The sequence below is a fragment of the Microbacterium bovistercoris genome, assembly GCF_003387575.1.
Taxonomy (GTDB): domain Bacteria; phylum Actinomycetota; class Actinomycetes; order Actinomycetales; family Microbacteriaceae; genus Microbacterium; species Microbacterium bovistercoris.
In genome coordinates, this window is the sequence record NZ_QUAB01000013.1 from 19,762 (window position 1) to 39,452 (window position 19,691).

General features: G+C 70.9%; 18 protein-coding genes. 7 read left to right on the forward strand and 11 right to left on the reverse strand.

The genetic code is table 11. The annotated features are described in order from the left end of the window. Nucleotides 1-55: 55 nt before the first annotated feature. Genes DY023_RS01775 through DY023_RS01790 form a run of 4 tightly spaced genes read right to left on the reverse strand, consistent with a single transcriptional unit; the run spans nucleotide 56 to nucleotide 3,371 of the window. Nucleotides 56-1,054 carry a TlpA family protein disulfide reductase gene (locus DY023_RS01775; protein WP_116240629.1) on the reverse strand — a complete coding sequence of 333 codons (999 nt, stop codon included), beginning with the start codon at nucleotides 1,052-1,054 and terminating at the stop codon, nucleotides 56-58. 9 nt (nucleotides 1,055-1,063) lie between these two features. Then, complete coding sequence (locus DY023_RS01780) at nucleotides 1,064-1,330, reverse strand: PqqD family peptide modification chaperone (RefSeq protein ID WP_116240630.1); 267 nt, start codon at nucleotides 1,328-1,330, stop codon at nucleotides 1,064-1,066. Next, on the reverse strand, nucleotides 1,327-2,178 hold the full coding sequence (locus tag DY023_RS01785; RefSeq protein WP_116240631.1) for a nucleotidyltransferase family protein: 852 nt from the start codon (nucleotides 2,176-2,178) through the stop codon (nucleotides 1,327-1,329). Before DY023_RS01785 ends, DY023_RS01780 begins: the two co-directional genes overlap by 4 nt. 14 nt (nucleotides 2,179-2,192) lie before the next feature. Then, complete coding sequence (locus DY023_RS01790) at nucleotides 2,193-3,371, reverse strand: glycosyltransferase family 4 protein (protein ID WP_181905679.1); 1,179 nt, start codon at nucleotides 3,369-3,371, stop codon at nucleotides 2,193-2,195. 222 nt (nucleotides 3,372-3,593) lie between these two features. Here DY023_RS01790 and DY023_RS01795 point away from each other — a divergent pair, with 222 nt between their 5' ends. Genes DY023_RS01795 through DY023_RS01810 form a run of 4 tightly spaced genes read left to right on the forward strand, consistent with a single transcriptional unit; the run spans nucleotide 3,594 to nucleotide 8,852 of the window. Next, complete coding sequence (locus tag DY023_RS01795; RefSeq protein ID WP_245958539.1) at nucleotides 3,594-5,567, forward strand: glycosyltransferase; 1,974 nt, start codon at nucleotides 3,594-3,596, stop codon at nucleotides 5,565-5,567. Further along, the gene (locus DY023_RS01800; RefSeq protein ID WP_116240634.1) at nucleotides 5,567-6,697 is read left to right on the forward strand and encodes a glycosyltransferase; all 1,131 of its coding nucleotides are present in this window, start codon (nucleotides 5,567-5,569) and stop codon (nucleotides 6,695-6,697) included. Before DY023_RS01795 ends, DY023_RS01800 begins: the two co-directional genes overlap by 1 nt. Then, a complete protein-coding gene (locus tag DY023_RS01805; protein WP_116240635.1) occupies nucleotides 6,694-7,725 on the forward strand; it encodes a glycosyltransferase family 4 protein in 1,032 nt (343 codons plus the stop codon). Before DY023_RS01800 ends, DY023_RS01805 begins: the two co-directional genes overlap by 4 nt. Then, the gene (locus DY023_RS01810; protein ID WP_116240636.1) at nucleotides 7,722-8,852 is read left to right on the forward strand and encodes a glycosyltransferase; all 1,131 of its coding nucleotides are present in this window, start codon (nucleotides 7,722-7,724) and stop codon (nucleotides 8,850-8,852) included. Before DY023_RS01805 ends, DY023_RS01810 begins: the two co-directional genes overlap by 4 nt. 53 nt (nucleotides 8,853-8,905) lie before the next feature. Here DY023_RS01810 and DY023_RS01815 read toward each other — a convergent pair whose 3' ends face one another. Next, on the reverse strand, nucleotides 8,906-9,418 hold the full coding sequence (locus DY023_RS01815; protein ID WP_116240637.1) for a hypothetical protein: 513 nt from the start codon (nucleotides 9,416-9,418) through the stop codon (nucleotides 8,906-8,908). A gap of 161 nt (nucleotides 9,419-9,579) precedes the next feature. On the opposite strand from DY023_RS01815, the gene DY023_RS01820 reads away from it, so the two are divergent. Next, nucleotides 9,580-11,397, forward strand: coding sequence for an ABC transporter ATP-binding protein (locus tag DY023_RS01820; RefSeq protein ID WP_116240638.1), 1,818 nt, complete (start codon nucleotides 9,580-9,582; stop codon nucleotides 11,395-11,397). 4 nt (nucleotides 11,398-11,401) lie between these two features. On the opposite strand, the gene DY023_RS01825 is transcribed toward DY023_RS01820, so the two are convergent. Genes DY023_RS01825 through DY023_RS01835 form a run of 3 tightly spaced genes read right to left on the reverse strand, consistent with a single transcriptional unit; the run spans nucleotide 11,402 to nucleotide 14,114 of the window. Further along, nucleotides 11,402-12,292: a glycosyltransferase family protein gene (locus DY023_RS01825; RefSeq protein WP_116240639.1), complete on the reverse strand. Its 891-nt coding sequence runs from the start codon at nucleotides 12,290-12,292 to the stop codon at nucleotides 11,402-11,404. Next, nucleotides 12,289-13,152 carry an alpha-1,2-fucosyltransferase gene (locus tag DY023_RS01830; RefSeq protein ID WP_116240640.1) on the reverse strand — a complete coding sequence of 288 codons (864 nt, stop codon included), beginning with the start codon at nucleotides 13,150-13,152 and terminating at the stop codon, nucleotides 12,289-12,291. Before DY023_RS01830 ends, DY023_RS01825 begins: the two co-directional genes overlap by 4 nt. Then, nucleotides 13,149-14,114: a glycosyltransferase family 2 protein gene (locus DY023_RS01835; protein ID WP_116240641.1), complete on the reverse strand. Its 966-nt coding sequence runs from the start codon at nucleotides 14,112-14,114 to the stop codon at nucleotides 13,149-13,151. Before DY023_RS01835 ends, DY023_RS01830 begins: the two co-directional genes overlap by 4 nt. Nucleotides 14,115-14,228: 114 nt before the next feature. Here DY023_RS01835 and DY023_RS01840 point away from each other — a divergent pair, with 114 nt between their 5' ends. After that, nucleotides 14,229-15,275: a glycosyltransferase family 4 protein gene (locus DY023_RS01840; protein ID WP_116240642.1), complete on the forward strand. Its 1,047-nt coding sequence runs from the start codon at nucleotides 14,229-14,231 to the stop codon at nucleotides 15,273-15,275. Further along, the gene (locus DY023_RS01845; RefSeq protein WP_116240643.1) at nucleotides 15,272-16,477 is read left to right on the forward strand and encodes a hypothetical protein; all 1,206 of its coding nucleotides are present in this window, start codon (nucleotides 15,272-15,274) and stop codon (nucleotides 16,475-16,477) included. The genes DY023_RS01840 and DY023_RS01845 overlap by 4 nt, the downstream gene beginning before the upstream one ends. On the opposite strand, the gene DY023_RS01850 is transcribed toward DY023_RS01845, so the two are convergent. The 3 genes from DY023_RS01850 to DY023_RS01860 are packed head-to-tail and all read right to left on the reverse strand — an operon-like array spanning nucleotide 16,453 to nucleotide 19,690. Further along, on the reverse strand, nucleotides 16,453-17,643 hold the full coding sequence (locus tag DY023_RS01850; RefSeq protein ID WP_116240644.1) for a hypothetical protein: 1,191 nt from the start codon (nucleotides 17,641-17,643) through the stop codon (nucleotides 16,453-16,455). The genes DY023_RS01845 and DY023_RS01850 overlap by 25 nt on opposite strands. Nucleotides 17,644-17,699: 56 nt before the next feature. Then, a complete protein-coding gene (locus tag DY023_RS01855) occupies nucleotides 17,700-18,584 on the reverse strand; it encodes a polysaccharide pyruvyl transferase family protein (protein ID WP_147303240.1) in 885 nt (294 codons plus the stop codon). Beyond that, complete coding sequence (locus DY023_RS01860; protein WP_116240646.1) at nucleotides 18,581-19,690, reverse strand: glycosyltransferase family 4 protein; 1,110 nt, start codon at nucleotides 19,688-19,690, stop codon at nucleotides 18,581-18,583. The genes DY023_RS01855 and DY023_RS01860 overlap by 4 nt, the downstream gene beginning before the upstream one ends. Nucleotide 19,691: the final 1 nt, after the last annotated feature.

Genomic DNA, 19,691 nt, shown 5'->3' on the forward strand with positions numbered 1-19,691 from the left:
TCGACAAGCTCAGGGACCCAAGAAGCTGGGTCGCTGAGCCTGTCGAAGCGTCGCATCACGCCGGCGGACGCTCCCCGTGCAGGCTCTCGTAGACGTCGTCGATGAACTCCGCGATCTCCTTGGAACCGGTGACCGGGCCGCCCGCGAGCATCCCGTCGGCACCGAGCAGCACCGCCGACGGCGTACTGCGGTAGCCAAGGGAGGGCGCGACGTGCCGGTCGGGGTCGTGCAGCGAAGCCGGATGCTCGGTCTCGAGCAGCGTGCTGTTCTCGGGTGACGTCGTGAACAGCATCCGGATGTCGAGCTCGGGCAGCAGTTCACGCCACCGCGCGCGACTGGCGATCACCTGCTCGCACGAGCCGCAGGTGGGGCTGACGGCGAGCACCAGCAGCGCCCGCCGCGAGCTGAGCTCGCGCAGAGTCCTGGACGACCCGTCGGCGAGAGTCAGCGGCAGCGCCGGCGTGATCGAGCGCAGGTAGTCGGCCTCCTCCTCGCCCTGCACGACGGGCTCCACCGCGGTCTGCGGTGCGGCATCCGGTTCGCCCTCCGGCCACATGATCAGCGCGACCGTGACCGCGGTCGCGGCCAGCGCGATCACCCAGCCCCAGCCCGCGACGCCGAGCGCTGCGAGCGGACCGCCCAGCAGCGGCAGCGTCCACGATGTCGCGGCGGCGAACAGCGCGAGTGCGGTCAGCCAGGCGTTGCGCACGACGGTCACGGCGGTGATGCGCTTGGTGGTGCCGAAACACGCGCAGGAGGCATCCGGCGCGGTGCGCAGGGCGCGGGCGACCAGCACGAGGTACGCGCCGAGCAGCACGACCGCGGCGAGCGCGGCGAGCAGCCCGAGCACCCCGCCGAGCACGAGCAGCAGGATGCCGAGCAGCAGCTCTCCCCAGGGGTGCAGCCGGGCGATCCACTCGCGCCGGAGCGCCTTCGGCACGCCGAGGCGGTCGAATTCGTCGAGCCCGCCCGGGGTGCGCAGCTTGAGGACGCCGCTCGCGATCAGGACGCCGCCGAGGATGAGTGCGGGGGCGAGAAGGAGCGCAGAGGTCACGCTTCCATGCTATTGGCCGTCGGGGACGAGAAGGCCGCGGCGGACCAGGTCGTCGAGGAACGCGGTGACGCCCGGCTGCACAGCCGACAGGTCCTCGCCGGTGAGGTCGGCGAGGTGCCGTGCGACCTCTTCCGCGGGCATCTCCTGGGCCGTGGCCCAGATGGCCGCGGGCACCTCGTCGAGCACGAGGATCGGGCCGTCGGGAAGCGCGGCGACGTACACGATGCCGTCCTGCTCGACCGCCCCGGTGTCGGGCGCAAGGTGCAGGCGGGTCATCGGCGTCCTCCCCGGATGATCGAGACGGCCTCGCCGACGCCGCGCAGCCCGCGCGAGAAGAACTCGCCCACGACCTCCGGGCGCGTGGGTGGACGTCCGAGGCGGTGCGCGAGCAGGTCGGTGTTCACAGCCGGAGCGCCGATGATCACGCGCAGCGATCCGGCGGTCGTCGGCTGGGCGATCACGCGCCCCCACCACTCGGCGATCCGCGGCCCGCCGCGGGTGGTCACACGCCACAGCAGGTACTCCCGGCGCCGCCGGTAGGCGGCCAGGTCGCCGGTGGCCGCGGCGAAGGCGACGCGAGCGTCGAGCCGGTCGATCAGCGCGCCGCAGCGTCGCAGCGTGGCGTCGTCGAGTCGAGTCCAGAACGCCGGCACATCGCCGGCACGCGCAGCGTTGAGCACCATCAGCACCGCCTGCGCATCGACACTCGGAGCGTCGAAGCGGATGCCGGCGGTCCAACGTGCCGTGCGGTCGTTCCAGAGCAGGTCGAAGGCGGCCTGATCGTCGAGCCGGATGCCGGGAAAGCGCCGGTGCAGGTCGAGGAAGCCCCACTGCTCGTGCTGGTAGGTCTGCGCATGCTCGAAGGCCGAGCCGAAGCGGAACGAGCTGTACACGGCCCAGCCGTGCCGAAGCAGCACGGCGTGCAGCAGCGGGATGCCGCGCGGGTCGGCGAGCACGTCGATGTCCGACCCCGGCCGGGGATCGGCGCGCAGTGCCGGGTCGACCGCGTCGCCCTTGATGTGCAGCACCCGCACGCCGAGGCGATCGGCGAGCACCTGGACGGCGGCGCGAGCCAGTGCGAACTGCGCGTGCCGCGGGATGCGAGGTGCGGCCGCGTCTGTCACAGCGCCAGCCTAGATCACGCCAGAAGATCCTGAGCGGGCTCTCGCACCCGGTCGTGCTGCAGCCCGGTGCCGCGCGCGACGGCCTCGTAGACCTGCGCGTGCAGCCTCGCGACCTTGTCGTCGTCGAGCAGTCCCGGCGTGAGTGACGCCTCGGCGCTCAGGCGCCGGCGCAGCTGAGGATCGGCGGCGACCGTCCGCAGCGCCGTGGCCAGCGCGTCGACGTCGCGCGGGGGGACGACGACGCCGTTCACGCCGTCGGTGACCCATTCGACGGGTCCGCCTTCGCCGGCGACGATCGTGACCAGTCCCGACGACAGGTACTGCAGCACGTTCTGCCCCATCGGCTCGGGGCGCAGCGATGCCTGGATGCCCACGTCCCAGCCGTCCAGCACACCCTGCACGTCGTCTACCTGTCCGAGCAGGCGCACCCGGTCGGAGATGCCGAGCTCGACGGCCCTGGCGCGCAGCTCATCGATGTGGTCGTCGTGGCGGAACGGCGCCCCGCCGGCGATGTCGAGGTGCTCCTCGCCAGAGGGGAAGGCCTGTGCGAACGCGTCGAGCAGCATCAGCTGCCCCTTCCACGGGTCGATCCGCGCCAGGATCCCGAAGCGCAGCGGCCCGGCGGGACGGGTGCGCCGCCGGCCGGAGACGCGCAGGCCCGAGGCGCTCGGCACGACGGCGCGCACGGCATGCGGCCCGAGGAAGGGCTCCGCGCTGGCGAGAGTGGCGTTCGAGTTCGCGACCACTCCGTCGGCCCGCGGCAGGATGACCTGGGTCATCATGCGGTGGCCGAAGCGCCCCAGGCTCTCGACGCTCACGATGTCGCGGAGGTGCACCACGAACGGCTTCGACGATCCGCGCAGGGCGATCGCCCCGTAGGCGGCGGCGCGGGTGCTGTTGGCCACGACGAGGTCGCTGCGTCGCACGGCGGGGTGGGCCTTGGTCAGCGCCGCCTGCTTCAGCAGCTGCGCCCCGATGCGCAGCGCGCCGATGCGGGAGCTGGTACTGGCCCCCGCCTCCTGGCGGACGCCGCTGATGTGCCGGGGCACGTCCTCGGGAAGGTGCGCGAACACGTCCTCGTCTTCTGCCGCCGGATGCAGCACCACCGCGTTCCACGGGCGGTCTGCGCGCAGCAGACGGACCAGCGCCATCTCGGCGCCGCCGCGAGCCGTCGTGTGATCCAGATGGACCACGTTCAGGCGCGTTCGAACGCTCCCCAGAGCAGCAGAGCCAACAAACATGGCGTTCCCCAAACCCACTGCGCCCCAGCGCAGTCCCCAGTGCAACTGACTGCGCCCCACGCGCAGTCCCCAGTGCAACCCTGCGCGGTTCGGATGGGCCCCGCAGGATATCGTTGCCCTGACAGCTTACAAGGAGTACCGGTGCGAGTGTTGAGAATTTCGCACAGTGCGACCGTGGCCGCCTGGCGCGGGCGCGAGCGGGCACTGCGTCTGGCCGGTGCCGACGTGGCTCTCGCGACCGCATCCCGCTGGCACGCGGGCGGTGTGCCCGTCGAGCTGGAGCAGGATGCAGCGCAGGAGTTCCCGGTGGTCGGCGTGCGCACGTTCGGCCTTCACCCCGCCCTGTTCGTCTACGACCCGCGCCCGCTGTGGCGGCTGCTCGGCGAGCGGTGGGACGTCATCGACATCCACGAGGAGCCGTTCGCGCTGAGCACCGCGGAGGTGCTGCTGCTGCGAGCGCTGCGCCGCAATCGCGCGCCCTTCGCGCTGTACACCGCGCAGAACCTGCGCAAGAGGTATCCGTTCCCGTTCGGATGGCTGGAGCGCCGCGCGCTGCGCGCGGCATCCGGCATCTCGGCCTGCAATCGCGAGGCGGCGGCGATCGCCGAAGGCAAGGGCTTCCCTGGCCGTGCGCGCGTGATCCCGCTCGGCGTCGACACCCCCGCCGGCCTCCCCTCCCCGGCCCCTGAGCGAGCGACGAAGGAGCGAGACGAAGGGCGCGTCACCGTCGGCCTCCTCGGCCGCCTCGTGCCCGAGAAGGGCGTCGGCGTGCTGCTCGATGCGCTCGCGCTCGAGCCGCGGCTGCATGCCCGCATCGCGGGCTCGGGACCGCTCGCGGACCGGATCGAGGCGGATGCCGCGACCCGCGGCATCCGCGATCGGGTGACCTTCCTCGGTGCGCTCCCTCCCGAGGATGTGCCGGAGTTCTATGCGAGCGTCGACGTGCTGGCCGTGCCGTCGGTGCCGACCCGCAGCTGGACGGAGCAGTTCGGGCGCGTGGCGATCGAGGCGATGGCCGCCGGGGTGCCGGTCGTGTCGAGCGATGCCGGCGCCCTGCCCGACGTCGTCGGCGGGGCCGGCCTCGTCGTGCCGCACGGCGACGCGTCCGCCCTGGCGCGGGCGCTGGTCGAGGCGCACGACCGTCGTGATGAGCTCGCCCCCGCGGGTCTGCTGCGCGCGGCGGAGTGTTCCTGGACCGCCGTCGCCGCCGACTACGAGGACATGTACCGCAGCGCCATCGCACCGGCCCTTCGACAGGCTCAGGGACCCACGGAGACGACCCTTCGACAGGCGCAGGGACCCGACAGCGTCGAGATCATCACCGTCGCCTACGGCGCCCCCGACCTGCTGGAGCGGGCACTCGCGCCTGTCGCCGGCCTGCCGGTCACCGTGGTCGACAACTCCTCTCAGCCCGAGATCGCGGCGATCTGCGAGCGGCTCGGCGTGCGGTATCTCGATGCCGGCGCGAATCTCGGCTTCGGCTCGGCGGTGAACCTCGCTCTGGCCGACCGGCTGGTGCCGGGCGCGGACGTGCTGCTGCTGAACCCGGACGCCGCGATCGATCCGGACGGCATCGCGGCGCTGCAGGCGTCGCTGCACTCCCGGCCGGGCACGGCGAGCGTCGGGCCGGTGCAGGTCGACGAGCAGGGGCGGCCGGCACGGGTGGAATGGGTGTTCCCCTCCCCCGCGCGCGCCTGGCTCGAAGCGGCGGGGCTGGGCCGTGGCATCCGCGGTCCGAAGTTCGTGATCGGCTCGGTGCTGCTGCTGAACGCCGGCGCGCTCGAGGCGGTGGGCGGGTTCGACGAGCGCTTCTTCCTCTACGCCGAGGAGACCGACTGGGCCTACCGCACGCACCTGTTGGGCTGGACGCACCGGGCCGTGCCCACTGTCGAGGCCGTGCACACCGGCGCCGGGACGAGCAGCGATCCGCGCCGCCGCGAGGCATACTTCCACGCGAGCCAGGAGCGCTACTACCGCAAGCACTTCGGCGCGGCGGGCTGGACGGCCGCTCGGGCGGCGCAGATCGCCGGAGCGACCGTCCGCGGCATCCTGCTCCCGGGCGGGCGCGGGGCGGATGCCCGGCGACGTGCGGCGCTGTACCGGCTGGGGCCGGTGCGCGTCGAGCAGAGGTTCCGGAGGGGAGTCTGATGCACATCGTGCAGATCGTGCCGGTGATCGGGTCGGGCGGCGGGGTGTCCGGATCGGCGGCCAGGCTCGGCGAGGAGTTCCGGGCTCTGGGTCACACGGTCGAGACCTTCACCGCCGACTCCGCGCGCGGCCACGCCCGGCGCCGTTTCCGCAGCCTGTTCCTACACCGGCTGTCGCGGGTCTGGTACGCGGTGGAGTTCAGCATCGCGGGCACACGCAAGGCGCGGCGGTTCCTCGCCACCCGGCCCCGCGCGGTCTCGATCTGCCACAACGCGGTGATGACCGGCGACCTCTACGTCAACCACGGCATCGTCGCCGCGGCCATGCGGGCACGCGGCGACACGCTGTACCGGATGCTGCGCAACCCGCTGCATGTGTTCACCTACCTGCGTGACCTGGTGCGCTACCGCAGCCACCGGCATCGGGCGGTCGTGGCGCTCACTCCCGGCGAGGTCGACGCGCTGCACCGCACCTACGGCCGGATCGTCCCGCCCGTCGCCGTCATCCCGCACGGTGTCGACCTGGAACGCTTCGCACCTCCGGCGCCCGAGCAGCGCCGTGCTGCGCGCGAGCGACTGAACCTCGACGACGAGCACCGCGTGGCGCTGTTCGTCGGCCACGAGCTCGATCGCAAGGGCGTGCCCGCGGCGATCGACGCCCTCGTGCACGCTCCGACCGTGCTGCTGCTGGTCGTGGGCGGATACCGATCGGCCGTCGAGCGCATGCGCCGCCGCGCCGAGGCGGCGGGAGTCGCCGACCGCGTGCTGTTCACCGGCCCCCAGACGAACATCCCCGACTATCTCGCGGCGGCCGACATGTTCGTGCTGCCCAGCGACTACGAGTCCTTCGGGCTGGTGATCACCGAGGCGCTCGCTTCGGGCGTGCCGGTGATCGCCACGCGAGTGGGGTGCGCACCGGACGTGATCGTCGAGGGTGAGAACGGCCACCTCGTCGCCGCGGATGCCGCGATGATCGGCGACCGGATGGAGCGCCTGGCCGCCGAAGACGTCACGGCGCGCTACGCCGACCGCAGGGCGAGCGTGGCGCACCTGACGTGGCGGGCGACGGCGGAGCGCTATCTGGCGCTGCTCGCCGAGCTGGCGCCCGAGCGAGCGGGAGCGGCGCGATGACGCCGCTGCGGATCATGCACGTCGTCGTCTCGGATCGGTTCGCCGGTGTCGAGCAGTTCGTGCGACGCCTCGCGGTCGAACAGGCCGAGGCAGGACATGAGGTGTGGGTCGCCGGCGGCGATCCGGCGCGCATGGCGGGGCCGCTGCGCGACGCGAGGGTGCGGTTCACGCCGGTGACGAGCACGCCCGAGGCGGTGCGCGCGATCCGCTCGGTGGGTCTGGATCTCGACGTGGTGAACTCGCACATGACGGCGGCCGATGCCGCGGCTGTCACCGCGAAGGCGGCGGGATGCCGGGCCGCCCTCGTCTCCACCCGGCACTTCGCCCTGCCTCGCGGCACCCGAGGTCCGTCGGTGCCGTATCGGGTCGTGGAGCGCATGCTGGACGCCGAGATCTCGATCAGCCATGCGGTGGCCGGCACGATCGGCGTGCCGTCGACCGTGGTCCATCCCGGGGTCCCGGACGTGCCCGCGCCGGCGCAGCCGCGCACCCGGTCCGTGCTGATGGCGCAGCGGCTGCAGCCCGAGAAGGATTCCGAGCTCGGGGTGCGTGCGTTCGCGGCATCCGGCATCGCGGACGACGGATGGACGCTCGACATCGCCGGGCGCGGCCCGCAGCGGGAGCGGCTGCAGCAACTCGCCGCGCAGCTCGGCGTGGCGGAATCTGTGCGTCTGCTCGGCTTCCGCGACGATCTGCCCGAGCTGATGAGCCGAGCGGGGATGCTGCTCGCCAGCGCGCCGTTCGAGCACTTCGGGCTCACCGTGCTCGAGGCGATGTCGGCGGGGCTGCCGGTCGTCGCGACCGATGCGGCCGGGCACGCCGAGATGCTGGCGCCGGTGCCGGGGAACGCCCTGTTCCCCCCGGGCGACGCGACAGCGGCATCCGCTCTGCTGCGCCGGCTCGCTGATGACGATGCGGCCCGCGACGGGCTGGGCGCCGCGCAGCGCGAGCGCCAGCGGAAGGCCTTCGCCCTGCGCGGCCAGGCGGAGGCCACGGAGCGCGTCTACCTCGAGGCGATCGCGCGATGACCGATCTCGTGGTGGTCTCGCTGGAGGCGTGGGATGAGGTGTGGCGACGCAACCAGTACCTGGTGTCGGGTCTGCTCGACGCCGATCCCGACCTTCGGGCGCTGTTCGTCGAGCCGCCCGACGACCCGCTGCACGCCGTGCGCAGCGGGTCGCGGCCACGGTTCGGGCACGGCCTGCGGCAGGTCGCGGATCGGCTGTGGACGTTCCGCTCGGTGAAGGCGCTGCCGCGCCGGCTGGATGCCGGGGCCGACGAGCGGATGGCGCGTGCCGCGCTGCGCGCGGCACAGCAGTTGGGTATGACCGATCCGGTGCTGTGGATCAACGACCCCGGTGCGGCTGCGGTCGCCCGGGGCAGCGGGCTGCGCACCTTCTACGACATGACGGACGACTGGATCGCCGCCGATCGCCCCGTTGCGGAGCGCGAGCGGCTGGATGCCGGTGAGCGCTGGCTGCTCGCGACCGCCGACACGGTGATCGCCTGCTCGCCCGAGCTGGTGCGGCGCAAGCGCGACCAGCGGGCGGACATCGTGCTGGTGCGCAACGCGGTCGACGTGGCGCGGTACCGCGAACCGACGCCGCGCCCGGCCGATGTTCCTGCCGGTCCGTACGCGCTGTACGTCGGCACCCTGCACCGCGACCGGCTGGACGTGGAGCTGTGCGTGCAGACGGCGCAGGGGCTGGGGTCAGGCGGCCGGCTGGTGCTGGTGGGGCCGAACGCCCTGTCGTCCGAGGACTCCGCACGGCTGCGCGAGAGCGGGGCGGTGCTGCTGGGCGCCCGTCCGCGCGACGCGGTGCCGGGCTATCTGCAGCACGCCGCGGTGCTGCTCGTGCCGCACCGGGTGACGGCGTTCACCGAGAGCCTCGACCCGCTGAAACTGTACGAGTACCAGGCCGTCGGGCGGCCTGTGGTGTCGACGCCGGTGGCCGGGTTTCGCGACAGCGGCGATCCGCGCGTGGTGGTCGCCGAGGGGAGCGCATTCTCGGATGCGGTTCGCGCCGTGGTCGCTGAGCCCGTCGAAGCGCCGATCGCCGACCAGACATGGGTCGCTGAGCCTGTCGAAGCGTCGTCACTCTCCGCGGACTGGTCCGACCGGGTCGCCCAGGTCCGAACGCTACTCGAGGGCTGAGACGACGAGAGCCGCCACCCGGAGGTGACGGCTCTCGTGCAGAACGCTGTGCGTCAGGCGTTGCAGTTCTTGCAGGGCGGGGTCTCCGACGTGTGAATCGGAGTCTGGCCCGAGCCGGACTGCGTGCCGTCCTCGGACTCCCAGGTCCAGTGCACGTCACCCGTGATGGACTCGTTGCTGCTCTCATCGTCGCCGATGAAGCCGAGGATGACCTTCTCACACGTGTCGGGCTGCACGGTGAAGTTCTTCGGAATCGCGTTGAACTCGTGCGCGCCGCCATCGAAGATCAGGGTCACGGGCGTGGTGATCGTGACGGTGATGACGTCGGTCTGCGAGTTGTTGCAGATCATCAGCGGCTGCAGGTAGCCCTTGATCCACCCCGGCGTCGTGTTGTTGCACGAGCCACCGGGCAGCTTGCAGGCGTCGCCCGCCTCGCTGACGGTGATGATCTCGCTGGCCGCGGCCATCGGGATCGTGGAGGCGACGGCGACGGCGGGAACCGCCCAGGCCATGGCCTTCGTGACGGTGCGGCGGCTGATGCCGTCGGTCTGATTGCTCTCGCTCATGAGAGTGCCTCCCCAGAAAACTTTCGATCCCACGCGTGGCGCCCCCCAGGGCGTGTATCGCGGCACTCCGGCATCGAGCATCCGGAGGTGCAGTGCGATGCTACCGTAATCACTGCCCCGCGCGAAAGCCCAGGGTGACAATTGCCACGGGGAGGTCGTCGATGGGTGGAGTCCGCCGTCCCGACGCCCTGCTCCCCCAGCTGGGAACGCTGCTGCGGGTGACCGGCGCGAGCCCCCGGCGCTGGATGACGCTGACCGTCATCGCGTCGGTGGTGCTCGCAGGTCTCGACATGCTCGGCGTCGCGGCGATGGTGCCGCTGATGCAGCTTGCGACGACCGACGGCGCGCCCGAAGGCGCGTTCCTGGACTGGCTCGTCGGCGTCACCGGCACGTCGGAGCTCTCCGTGCTGCTGCCGCTGGTGGCCGCCCTGGTCGCGGGACTGTTCATCGTGAAGAGCGCCGGATCCCTGGCCTTCCGCTGGTGGATGTTGGGACGCACCACGAAGATCAGCGCTCTGGCATCCGCCGAGCTGATGAACCGGTACGTGCTCTCGCCGTACTCGGCACACCGGCAGCGCAGGCTCAGTGAGCTGTACCGCAACATCAACGACAGCACGGCGCAGGCCTCCAGTGTGCTGCTCGCGCTGGTGACCCTGTGCTCCGACGTGCTCGTGCTGGCGGCGATCACGCTCGTGCTGGCCTTCTCGTCTCCGATCCTGGTGACGGTGTTCGCGATAGCACTGTTCGGCTTCCTCGTGTTCGGCGTGCAGCGCGTGCTGCGCGCGAAGCAGCTGCGCATCGGCGAGGAGATGTCCGAGGCGGGACTGCAGGCCTGGCAGTCGCTGATGCCCGGCATGGAGGGCTTCCGCGAGACGCGCCTCACCTCCAGCGGGGAGCTCTTCGTCGGCGGCTTCCGGTCGGCGAAGCTGCGCGGCGCGCGGGCCAGTCGCGAGATGGCCTTCCTCTCCGACATCCCGCGCTATCTGCTCGAGGTCATCTTCATCTTCGCGATCCTCGGAATCGCAGGGCTGATGTTCCTGCTCGGTCAGACCGAGATGGTCATCCCCATCCTCGGGCTCTTCGCCGCAGCATCCATGCGGGCGCTGCCCACGATGAACCGCGTCAGCGGCAACATCGCCACGATGCGGACCGGTCAGGCGGGGCTGCGGATCATGGTCACCTCGCTGGACGAGCTCGCGAAGGGCGGTCGTCACGAGGAGCATCCGCGAGACGACCACCCGTACTCGGGCGACATCGAGCTGGAGCGGGTGTCGTTCCAGTACGCGGATGCCGAATCGCCGGTGCTCGAGGATCTGTCGCTGACGATCGCCAAGAACAGCACGGTCGCCTTCACGGGTGGCAGCGGTGCCGGTAAGAGCACGATCCTCGACCTGGTGCTCGGCCTGCTCGAGCCGACGCAGGGCACGATCTCGTGCGGCGGCCGGCTGATCGACGACGATCTGGCCGCCTGGCACGCGGGGCTCGGCGTCGTGCCGCAGGAGGTGTTCCTCACCAGCGACACCATCGCCGCGAACATCGCGTTCGGCGAGCGAGCCGACCGGGTCGACCTCGAACGTGTGCGCGAGGTCGCCCGCCTGGCACAGCTCGACAGCGTGCTCGAGGGCCTTCCGGACGGGCTCGACACGAAGGTCGGAGATCGGGGCGTCCGTCTGTCCGGCGGCCAGCGCCAGCGCGTCGGGCTGGCGCGGGCCCTCTACCGGCGACCGAGGGTGCTGGTGCTCGACGAGGCGACGAGTGCACTCGACAACGCCACCGAGCACGAGATCGCTCAGACCCTGCGCGGTCTGCAGGGCACGATGACGATCATCATCGTCGCGCACCGCCTGTCGACCGTGCGCGCCAGCGATCGGCTGTTCTTCCTGCGCGAGGGACGGGTGGCCGCTGCGGGCACCTTCGACGAGGTGCGCGACCAGGACGCGGAGTTCGCGCGACTCGTGGAGCTCGGGTCGCTGGACTGAGCTTCTAGGAGTTCCGCTCCGGCATCGCCTCGAACTCCAGCACCGGTGGCACACCTCCAGGCGGCTCCGCCACCTTCGCCAGACGGAACCGGTTCTGATGACCGCGCATCAGCGGTGTCATGAGCGTCGCCAGAAGCGGATGCCTGGTGCGCCAGGCCCAGCGGCGATAGATCTTCGGCGGCTTGTACACGGCGGTGTGCCCCGACCATCCGAACTTGCGGCGGATCGTGTCGGGATCTCGCACCCAGGAGAAGTGCAGCACCGCCTGTTCGGGCGAGATCACGGCATCCACCGGGGCATCCTTCGGCCGCGCCGGGTCGGTGCTCCGCTCCCGCAGATCGACGCGGAACAGATCGACATCGGCCTGGCGGGCGTGCCGCAGCCGGGTGCCGGCGCGCACGGCGAGCGGCCCCGGGTACCCTGCGACGCGTCGCCAGAGCCGGGTCGACGACTCGAGGTAGCGGCCGGGGCCGGTACGCGTGTAGAGCCACCGCGCGGGGAAGTCGAGGCCTCCCGCGCCCGCCCGATCAGCTCTGCCGAGCATCTCGAAGAACGTGTCCGGGTCACCCATCACCTCGTCCGTGTCGAGCTGCAGCACCCAATCAGCACCCTCCGACGCAGCGTCCAGAGCGGCCTGCCGTTGGAACGTCTCGTTCGCGAACACCCAGTGGTCGAGGCGGGCGAAATCGCCGGGAGCGTGGACGCACTTCCCCTCGCTGTCGAGTTCTTCGACGATCTTCAGGCACTGCGCCACGGGCAGCGGGGTACCCGTCCACGAGGTCGAGGTCCGGTCGTAGCTGAGCACGATCCGGTCGACGTACGGGTAGTACGCCATCAGGCTCTCGCGCAGGAAGCTCGGATCCGCGATGAGCACGTAGGCATGGATGCGTGTCATCGCGCTCCCCCGTCGAAGCCGTCGAACCCGTCCAAGGCGATCCAGCGCGGATCGAGCTGGTGCGCATCCGAGCCGTGCGGCATCCGCGCGTGGAATCGGGGCATCACGATGCGCGCGTCGGGATGCATCGCATCCGCGATGTACGCGCCCCAGTACGAGAACGTGGAGTTCGCCCCGATCAGCAGCCTCGCCGAGCCGAGAGCGAGCAGGTTGTCGAGCGGATCCTGCGCGGCGTAGTCGACGGTCCCCGCGTGCGCGCGCAGTCTGCTGTCGAGAGTCCGGCGGCACCAATGGGGATCGTCCGAGACGACAAGAGTCCCCTCCGCATCCGGGAATCGGTCCAGCGCCGCATCGACGAAGGGCACGATGTCGAATCCGTGCTTCGCCTCGAACTCCGTACCGTAGAAGTCGCCGCGACGGATGTTGATGACCAGCCTCCTCGCGTCCCCTGCGGGGACCCGCTCGCGGAACACGTCGCCGATGAATACCTGCAGCTGGTCGCGTGTGAAGTCCGTGCCGAAACGCTGGTAGAGCCAGGCGCCGTCCCACTCCCGCCGGTCCGAGAACCGGATCTCCGAGGCGTCGGCAGTGAGAGCGCGCAGCGCCGGGAACTCGTCGCACCATTGCTCCATGCCGCGCGATTCCCGCACGCTGATGCTCTCGCCCGCCGCCCTGCGCAGGTGCACCTGCAGCCAGAGATAGAGGAAGTTGCCGAGACGCATGCCGTGCGGCGGCGCGTCGAGCAGCACACGATCACCACGGCGCAGCGCGTCGACGGCTCCGCCCGCGATCCGGCTGCCCTGGTCGAGAGTGCGGCGGGCGAGGCGCTTCGCCTTTCGGATCGCCCCGTCCTGGGTCATGAGGTCGCCCTGTGCACGTCGCGGGCGCGGTCTCTCGGCGCGATCGCGGCGACGAGCCCCACGACGGTGCCGGCCAGATCTGCTCCGGCACGGATGACCCCGCCGGCGACTCCGCGCAGTCCAGCCGCCGGGCCGCTCTTGGACGACCAGGTGGTCAGTCCCGAGACGGCGACGCGTGCCGTGCTGCCGCCGACCGACCCGAGGTACCGCACCAGGTGCGGATCGCCCCAGCCGAGCGTGGTCCTCAGCAGCAGGATGTGATTGCGCGCGCCGTAGAACCGGTACCGCAGATCGAACCGGGTGCCCTTCGAGTAATCACCCGCGACATGCAGCACGACGGCGTCGGGCACGTAGACGATGCGATAGCCGGCCTTGCGGATGCGCAGGGCGATGTCCGTCTCCTCGCGCAGGCAGGTGCCGGGGTAGAAGTCCCGGATGCCGCCGAGGGAGCGCAGCACGGAGTTGCGCACGGACATGTTGGCGCCGAGCAGGTGGTCGGCGTCGATCGCGTGTCCGGGATCCGCTGCGAAGTTTCCGGTGAGGCGCCCATTGCGCAGGAACCGGCCGATGCGGTCCAGTCCCTCGTTCTCCTCGCCCTCGCGGCCGTTGCGCGCACGCCCTCCGACTGCGCCGACGTCGTCCGGCCGGTAGGCGGCGATCAGCCGTTCCAGCCATTCGGGCTCGGCGAAGGCGTCGTCGTCGATGAAGGCGACGATGTCCTCGGTCGCGTCGTGCGTGCCGATCGCGCGTGAGGTGGCGGTCGCACCGAGCCCGATGTCGTTGCGCCGGTACTCGACCTCGGGGAACTCCCGGACCACCGTGCGCGTCTCGTCATCGGGTGAGGCGTCGACGACGACGATCCGCGTGGGCGAGACGGTCTGCTGCCTCAGATGCTCGAGGCACGTGCGCACGTACTCCGGCCGTCGGTAGGTCGCCACCACGACGACGACTGTGCGGTCCATGTGCTCTCCCCTGCCCCCAGTCCCTCTCCCGATGATAGGGAATCATCCGCGGCGTGCGCGGTCCGCGCATGCGCGGGATACTGTTGCCTGGTCGACTGGGGAGGCGGTGCACGGATGAAGCGGCTCAGCGTCGCGCGGATCGCGACCGACACCCCGATGGGCGCGCAGGCCTATCAGGCGCAGATCATCTCGCGGGCACCCTCAGCGCTGGGCCCGGACTGGTCGGTCCGCGAACTCGTGTTCCGCTCCCTGCGCTCCCCGCTGCCTGGCAACCGTCGTCTGCCCCTCGGCAGGGTCACGTCAGCGCCGGCATCCGTACGTCGCGAGATCGGCCGGATGCTCTTCGCCGGCGACACCGTCTCGCACCGGATGTCGCTCGAGCTGCCGCCTTCGCCGCACGCGGATGTGATCACCCTGCATGATGTCGTCGCCTGGCGCTTCGCAGATGAGTCGGCGCCGGTGCCGGCGGCGGTCGACGAGGCCCGCCGCGCCGCGGCGGTGATCTGCGTGTCGGAGTTCACCGCACGCGAGGCTGCGGAGTTCCTCGGCGTGCAGGACCCGCTGGTCGTGCCGAACGGCGTCGATCCGCGGTACTACGACGCCGAGCCCGCGGATGCCGCAGCGCTGGCTCTTCTGGGTCTGCGCGGCCCGTATGTGCTGCACGCCGGCGGAGCGGCGGAACGCAAGAACCTCGCGGCGCTGGCATCAGCCTGGCCACTCGTCCACCGTGAACGTCCCGATCTCACGCTCGCGCTCGCCGGCCCGCCGCATCCGCGTCGCACGGCGCTGTTCGATGGGATGCCGGGGACGGTGATGCTCGGCAGGCTGCCTGACGAGACCATGCCGGGGCTGGTCGCCGCCGCATCCGTCGTCGTCGTTCCGTCACTGTACGAAGGATTCGGACTGCCCGCGCTGGAGGCGATGGCCGCGGGCGTTCCGGTGGTGGCCGCGAGCACCAGCAGCCTGCCCGAGGTGGTCGGTGCCGCGGGCATCCTGGTGGCGCCGACAGCGGAGGGGATCGTCGACGGTCTGCTGCAGGCGACGTCAGGGGATGCCGCCGTGGCGGCTCTGATCGCGGCGGGCAGAGCCCGTGCCGCAGAGTTCACCTGGGAGCGTTCGGCCGCCGGGCACGCACGCGTGTGGAACTCGGTGGGACTGTGAGCGAGTCCGTCATCTCGATCGGTGTCCCCGTGATCACGGCAAGCGGTGACATCGTCCGCTGGTCGGTCCCTGTCGACGGGCCGGGGCTGCCGCCGACCCTCTGGTACGAGGTGTCCTCGGAGCATGCCCACATGCTGTCCGACCGTGCGGATGCGGCGACCATCGGGCTGATGATCCCCGCCCTGCATCTCGGCCTGGAGCTCGTCGTCGAGGGGCCGCTCACCGATGAGCTGGTCTTCGCCTTCGGCGACTTCCAGGCTCTCTACGGTGCGATCGGGCTCGGAAGGCCCCGGCCACTGACGGCGCGGCGTAGTCTCCCGCCGGCGACTCGTGCACCGGGCGTGGCGACCGGCTACTCCGGCGGCATCGATTCGTTCGCCGTCCTCGCCGAGCACCATTACGCCGCCGATGTCCCGAACGCCCGCCGGGTCACCCACCTGCTCTTCAACAACGTCGGTGCGCACGGCTGGGGTCCGTCAGCCGACGCACTGGGTCGGGATCGGATGAACCGGCTGAGGCCGTCTGTCGAGCAGATCGGCCTTCCCCTCGTCGAGGTGGATTCCAACCTCGATGCCTTCTACGCCCCGCCGCTGTGGTTCTATCGCACGCACACGCCGCGGAACGCGTCCGTCGCTCATCTGCTGAGCAAGGGCATCGGCGCCTGGCTCTACGCATCGGCCTACGACTATCGCAGGATCGGTGTGCGCCCGGGCCCTGCAGCCGTTGCGGACCCGATCGCGCTTCCGCTGATGTCCACGAGCGCCCTGAGCGCGCGTGACACGGGGACGGCCCTCCGTCGCGTCGACAAGACGGCGATCGTGGCCGAGATGCCGTTGTCGTGGGAGTTCCTGGATGTCTGCAGCAACATCGACATCCCCGGTGCCGCACAGTGCTCCGACTGCATGAAGTGCCGGCGCACACTGCTGACGCTCGAAGTCCTCGGAGTGGTCGAACGGTACGGCGGCGTCTTCGACCTGGATCACTGGGCCGGGGTGCGAGATGCATACCTCTGGGAGGTGATCACCGCACGGGAGGATCCGCTCATGATCGAGCTGCGCGATCTGATGGATGAACGCGGTTACCGCGTGCCCCGATCGGTCGTCCGGTATGCCGCCCCGCAGGCCTGGGAGAAGACCAAGGCCGGGGCTCAGCGCGTCCGCAACGGTGTCGCCCGCCGCTACCGGCGCGTGATCTCCCGATAGAGCCTGCCCGCACGCCGTTCGACCCGGCGCAGGAAGGTCTCCGCCTTCTCGACGGCCAGTTCCTGTCGTGCGCGGCGCCGATCCGCGGGCAGCGGCTGATAGCCGACCTCAGCCATCAGCTCGTTCAGCTCTACGACGAGAGCCGGGGTCTTCAGCAGGCTCACGCGAGCCAGGTAGGCTTCCCGATCGGCGCGCCAGACATCGAGGTCGAACTGCGGATCGAATCGGTCGACGGCACCGATGAGGTCGAGGGCTCCCAGCGTCAGGCGGCACTTCCAGCATCGGGCACAGTTCGTCTTGTCGAGCGGTTCGATCTGGATGCAGACGTCGAGCGAGCTCCACGCATCAGGGATCTCCGCGACGAGGCGGGTCTTGTCGATGCGCCGCATCCGCGATGACGCAACGCGCAATGCCAGCGACTCGGTCGACATGAGCGGCAGCGCGATCGGATCGACGAAGGCCGAGTTGTAGGAGTTGTGCGTCACCCCGACGCGGCGGTACTCGACGCTCGAGGCGAAGATCCACGTCCGCAGCCCAGCGCCGAGCAGGTGCGCGACCGACGCGTTCGCCGGAGAGTTCAGCGGTTCGTAGGAGACCCCCGGTGAGGGGATCTCGTCGAGGTTCGAGTTCACCGGGATGATCGGCAGGCCGATCCGCTCCGCGACCGGCGCGATGCGCGCGAAGCGCCGCCGCCACAGGTCCTCTCGTCCGTCCGCGTGGGAGCCGACGTTGTTGAAGAGCAGGTGTGTGAGCCGCAGTGCGTCCGGAACGTCCTCGGCGTAGTGATGCTCGGCGAGCAGCGCATAGGAGTCGATTCCCGCGGAGAAACCCGCCGCCACCCCGGCACCCGCCGGCGCTGCAGGCACAACCCGGTTGAACACCACGGGAACCGGCGGCTTGTCGCCGCTGGCCGAGTACAGGGCCTGCAGGTCGCGGTACTGGAACGTGAGCTCATCCGTGATCGGACCGTCGAACACCAGCGGCAGCCCGAGCCGCATCGCCGGGATGGTCAGCGCGATCAGCGCCGGGTCGCAGCGGTAGGTGAGCATGTCCGTGTACTGGGAGGGAACCTCGTACCAGATCGTGCCCGGCATCCCGCTCGGGCCGTCGACGGGCACAGACCACCGGCTCAGACCGCCCTGTGACTCGACGACCGGGGTCCCCACCCTGATCTCGTTCCCATTCCCCATGCGACCAAGTTACTGCGATGTCGCAGACCGGCTCACCGGCGCAGCAGTCCCGCCGGGAACCGCCGTGCCCCGGAAACCGCCGCAGGCAGCCCGTGCAGCACCCGCTCCAGTCCGTCCGAGAGCTCCCCGACCCGCGCAGCATCCGCCGTCCCCGCCCGGCGCACGACGTCGTCCAGCGTGCGCAGGTCGTCGAAGGCGACGAAGCGGCTGCGGCCCGGCGTCACTGCGGCCTCATAGTCACGGAACTTGAAGTCGGCGCCGTCCAGCGCCGGTTCGAGCATGGTCCAGACCGCCGGAATGCCGTACGAGTCGGCGGTGATCAGGCCGTGCAGCGAGGTCGTCAGCACGACCTCGCCTGCGGCGATCTCTCGGACGGCGGATACCGCGCCCTGATGCACGTTCACGGTGCGCACGCGGCCCGGTTCACTTTCCAGGAGCGCGGCCAGACCCTCGTGAGATCGGTGATGTCCGTGCGGCACCGCTGTGATCGACACACGCTTCGACGGGCGGCGGACGTGCCGCGAGACCAGCAGGCCGGGGTCGCCGTAGGCGGCGCCGGATGCTCCGATCCGCTCCTCCGTCAGAGGTCCCCGCACGGCCAGCGCCGCTGCATCCGGCATCCGCTTCTCGCCGTCGCGCATGAGTCCGGTACCCCAGATCGCGCCGTCGTAGTCGTCGGGGAAGAACTCCAGCAGACTGCCGACACCGGCCAGCCGCGCATGCCGCGGCTCGCGGTACAGCGGCACGATCCCGTACTTCGGCAGCAGCCAGGGCGTGAGCGCGTCGCCGAAGTTCGGGTGCCCGTCCCACCAGTAGGCGGGTACCAGCATTCCGCCCCAAGCCGCGCGATGCCCGGCGGCGGCACCCAGCCGGCGCAGCTGCCGCATCCGCCGCGGGATGCGATCCTCATATCTCACGGGTACAGCTCCTCGTACCGCTGCGCGACCGACGCCCAGGAGAAGTCCGCGGTTCGCGCCCGCCCGGCGGCGGCGAGCCGTGCGCGCAGCTCGGCGTCGCCCAGCAGGCGTTCGAGAGCTGCGGCAAGAGCGTCGATGTCGTCCGGGTCGACCAGCAGTGCGTCGACGCCGTCGGTCATGAACTCGGCTGCACCGCCCCGAGTCGTCATGACCAGCGGCGCGGCTCCCCGCCAGGCCTCCAGCGCGACGATCCCGAAGGCCTCCGAACGACTGGGCACCACGACGGCGACGGCGCCGTCGACCGCGCCCGCCACCTGCTCGGCCGTGAACCTCCCCGGGAAGTGCACATGCAGCCCTCTGGCCTGCTCGATCAGCGCTTCGTGCTCCGGCCCGTCGCCGCCGATCACGAGCGGGATGCCGGCATCCGTCACGCGCGCGAACGCCTCGATCAGCAGGTCGAAGCCCTTCATGCGCCCGAGACGGCCGTAGGCGAGCAGATAGGGCGTCGGCAGCGGCGGCGCCGCCGCATCGACGTCCAGGTCCACGCCGTTCGGCACCACGACGCCGCCGTCCAGCCCGTAGGACGCCCGCAGGTCAGTGAGCACGTACTCACTGGGCGCCGTCACGACGGATGCTGCCGCAACAGCATCACGAAGACCGCGGCGCAGCAGGGCCGAACGCGCGAAGATCGACGAGTCGTCGCCCCGCGTCTCGCCGTGCGAGGTGACCACCATCGGGGTTCCGAAGCGCCGGTGCAGGTCGAGCGCGTAGAGTCCGTTCGGTCCGAAGCAGTGTACGTGCAGCACGTCGGGTCGGAACTCCTCATGTGCGCGTGCCCAGGCGCGCCGCGCGCCGGGGCCCTGCACGGCGAACCGTGCGAGGTTCGACGCCTTCCTCGCCGGCAGCGGCGTCGGCAGGTACCGCACGACGACCCGCTCGTCGAACGGATGCTGCGGCCGCTCTCCCCTGTCGACGGTCCACACCTCGACGGCATCACCGCGGGTCGCGAGCTCTCGTGCCACCTGGGCGACGTGTTCTTCGACTCCGCCGATGTGGGGTGCGAACGACGACGCGATCAGCGCGATGCGGCGCGGGCGCGAGGCCACC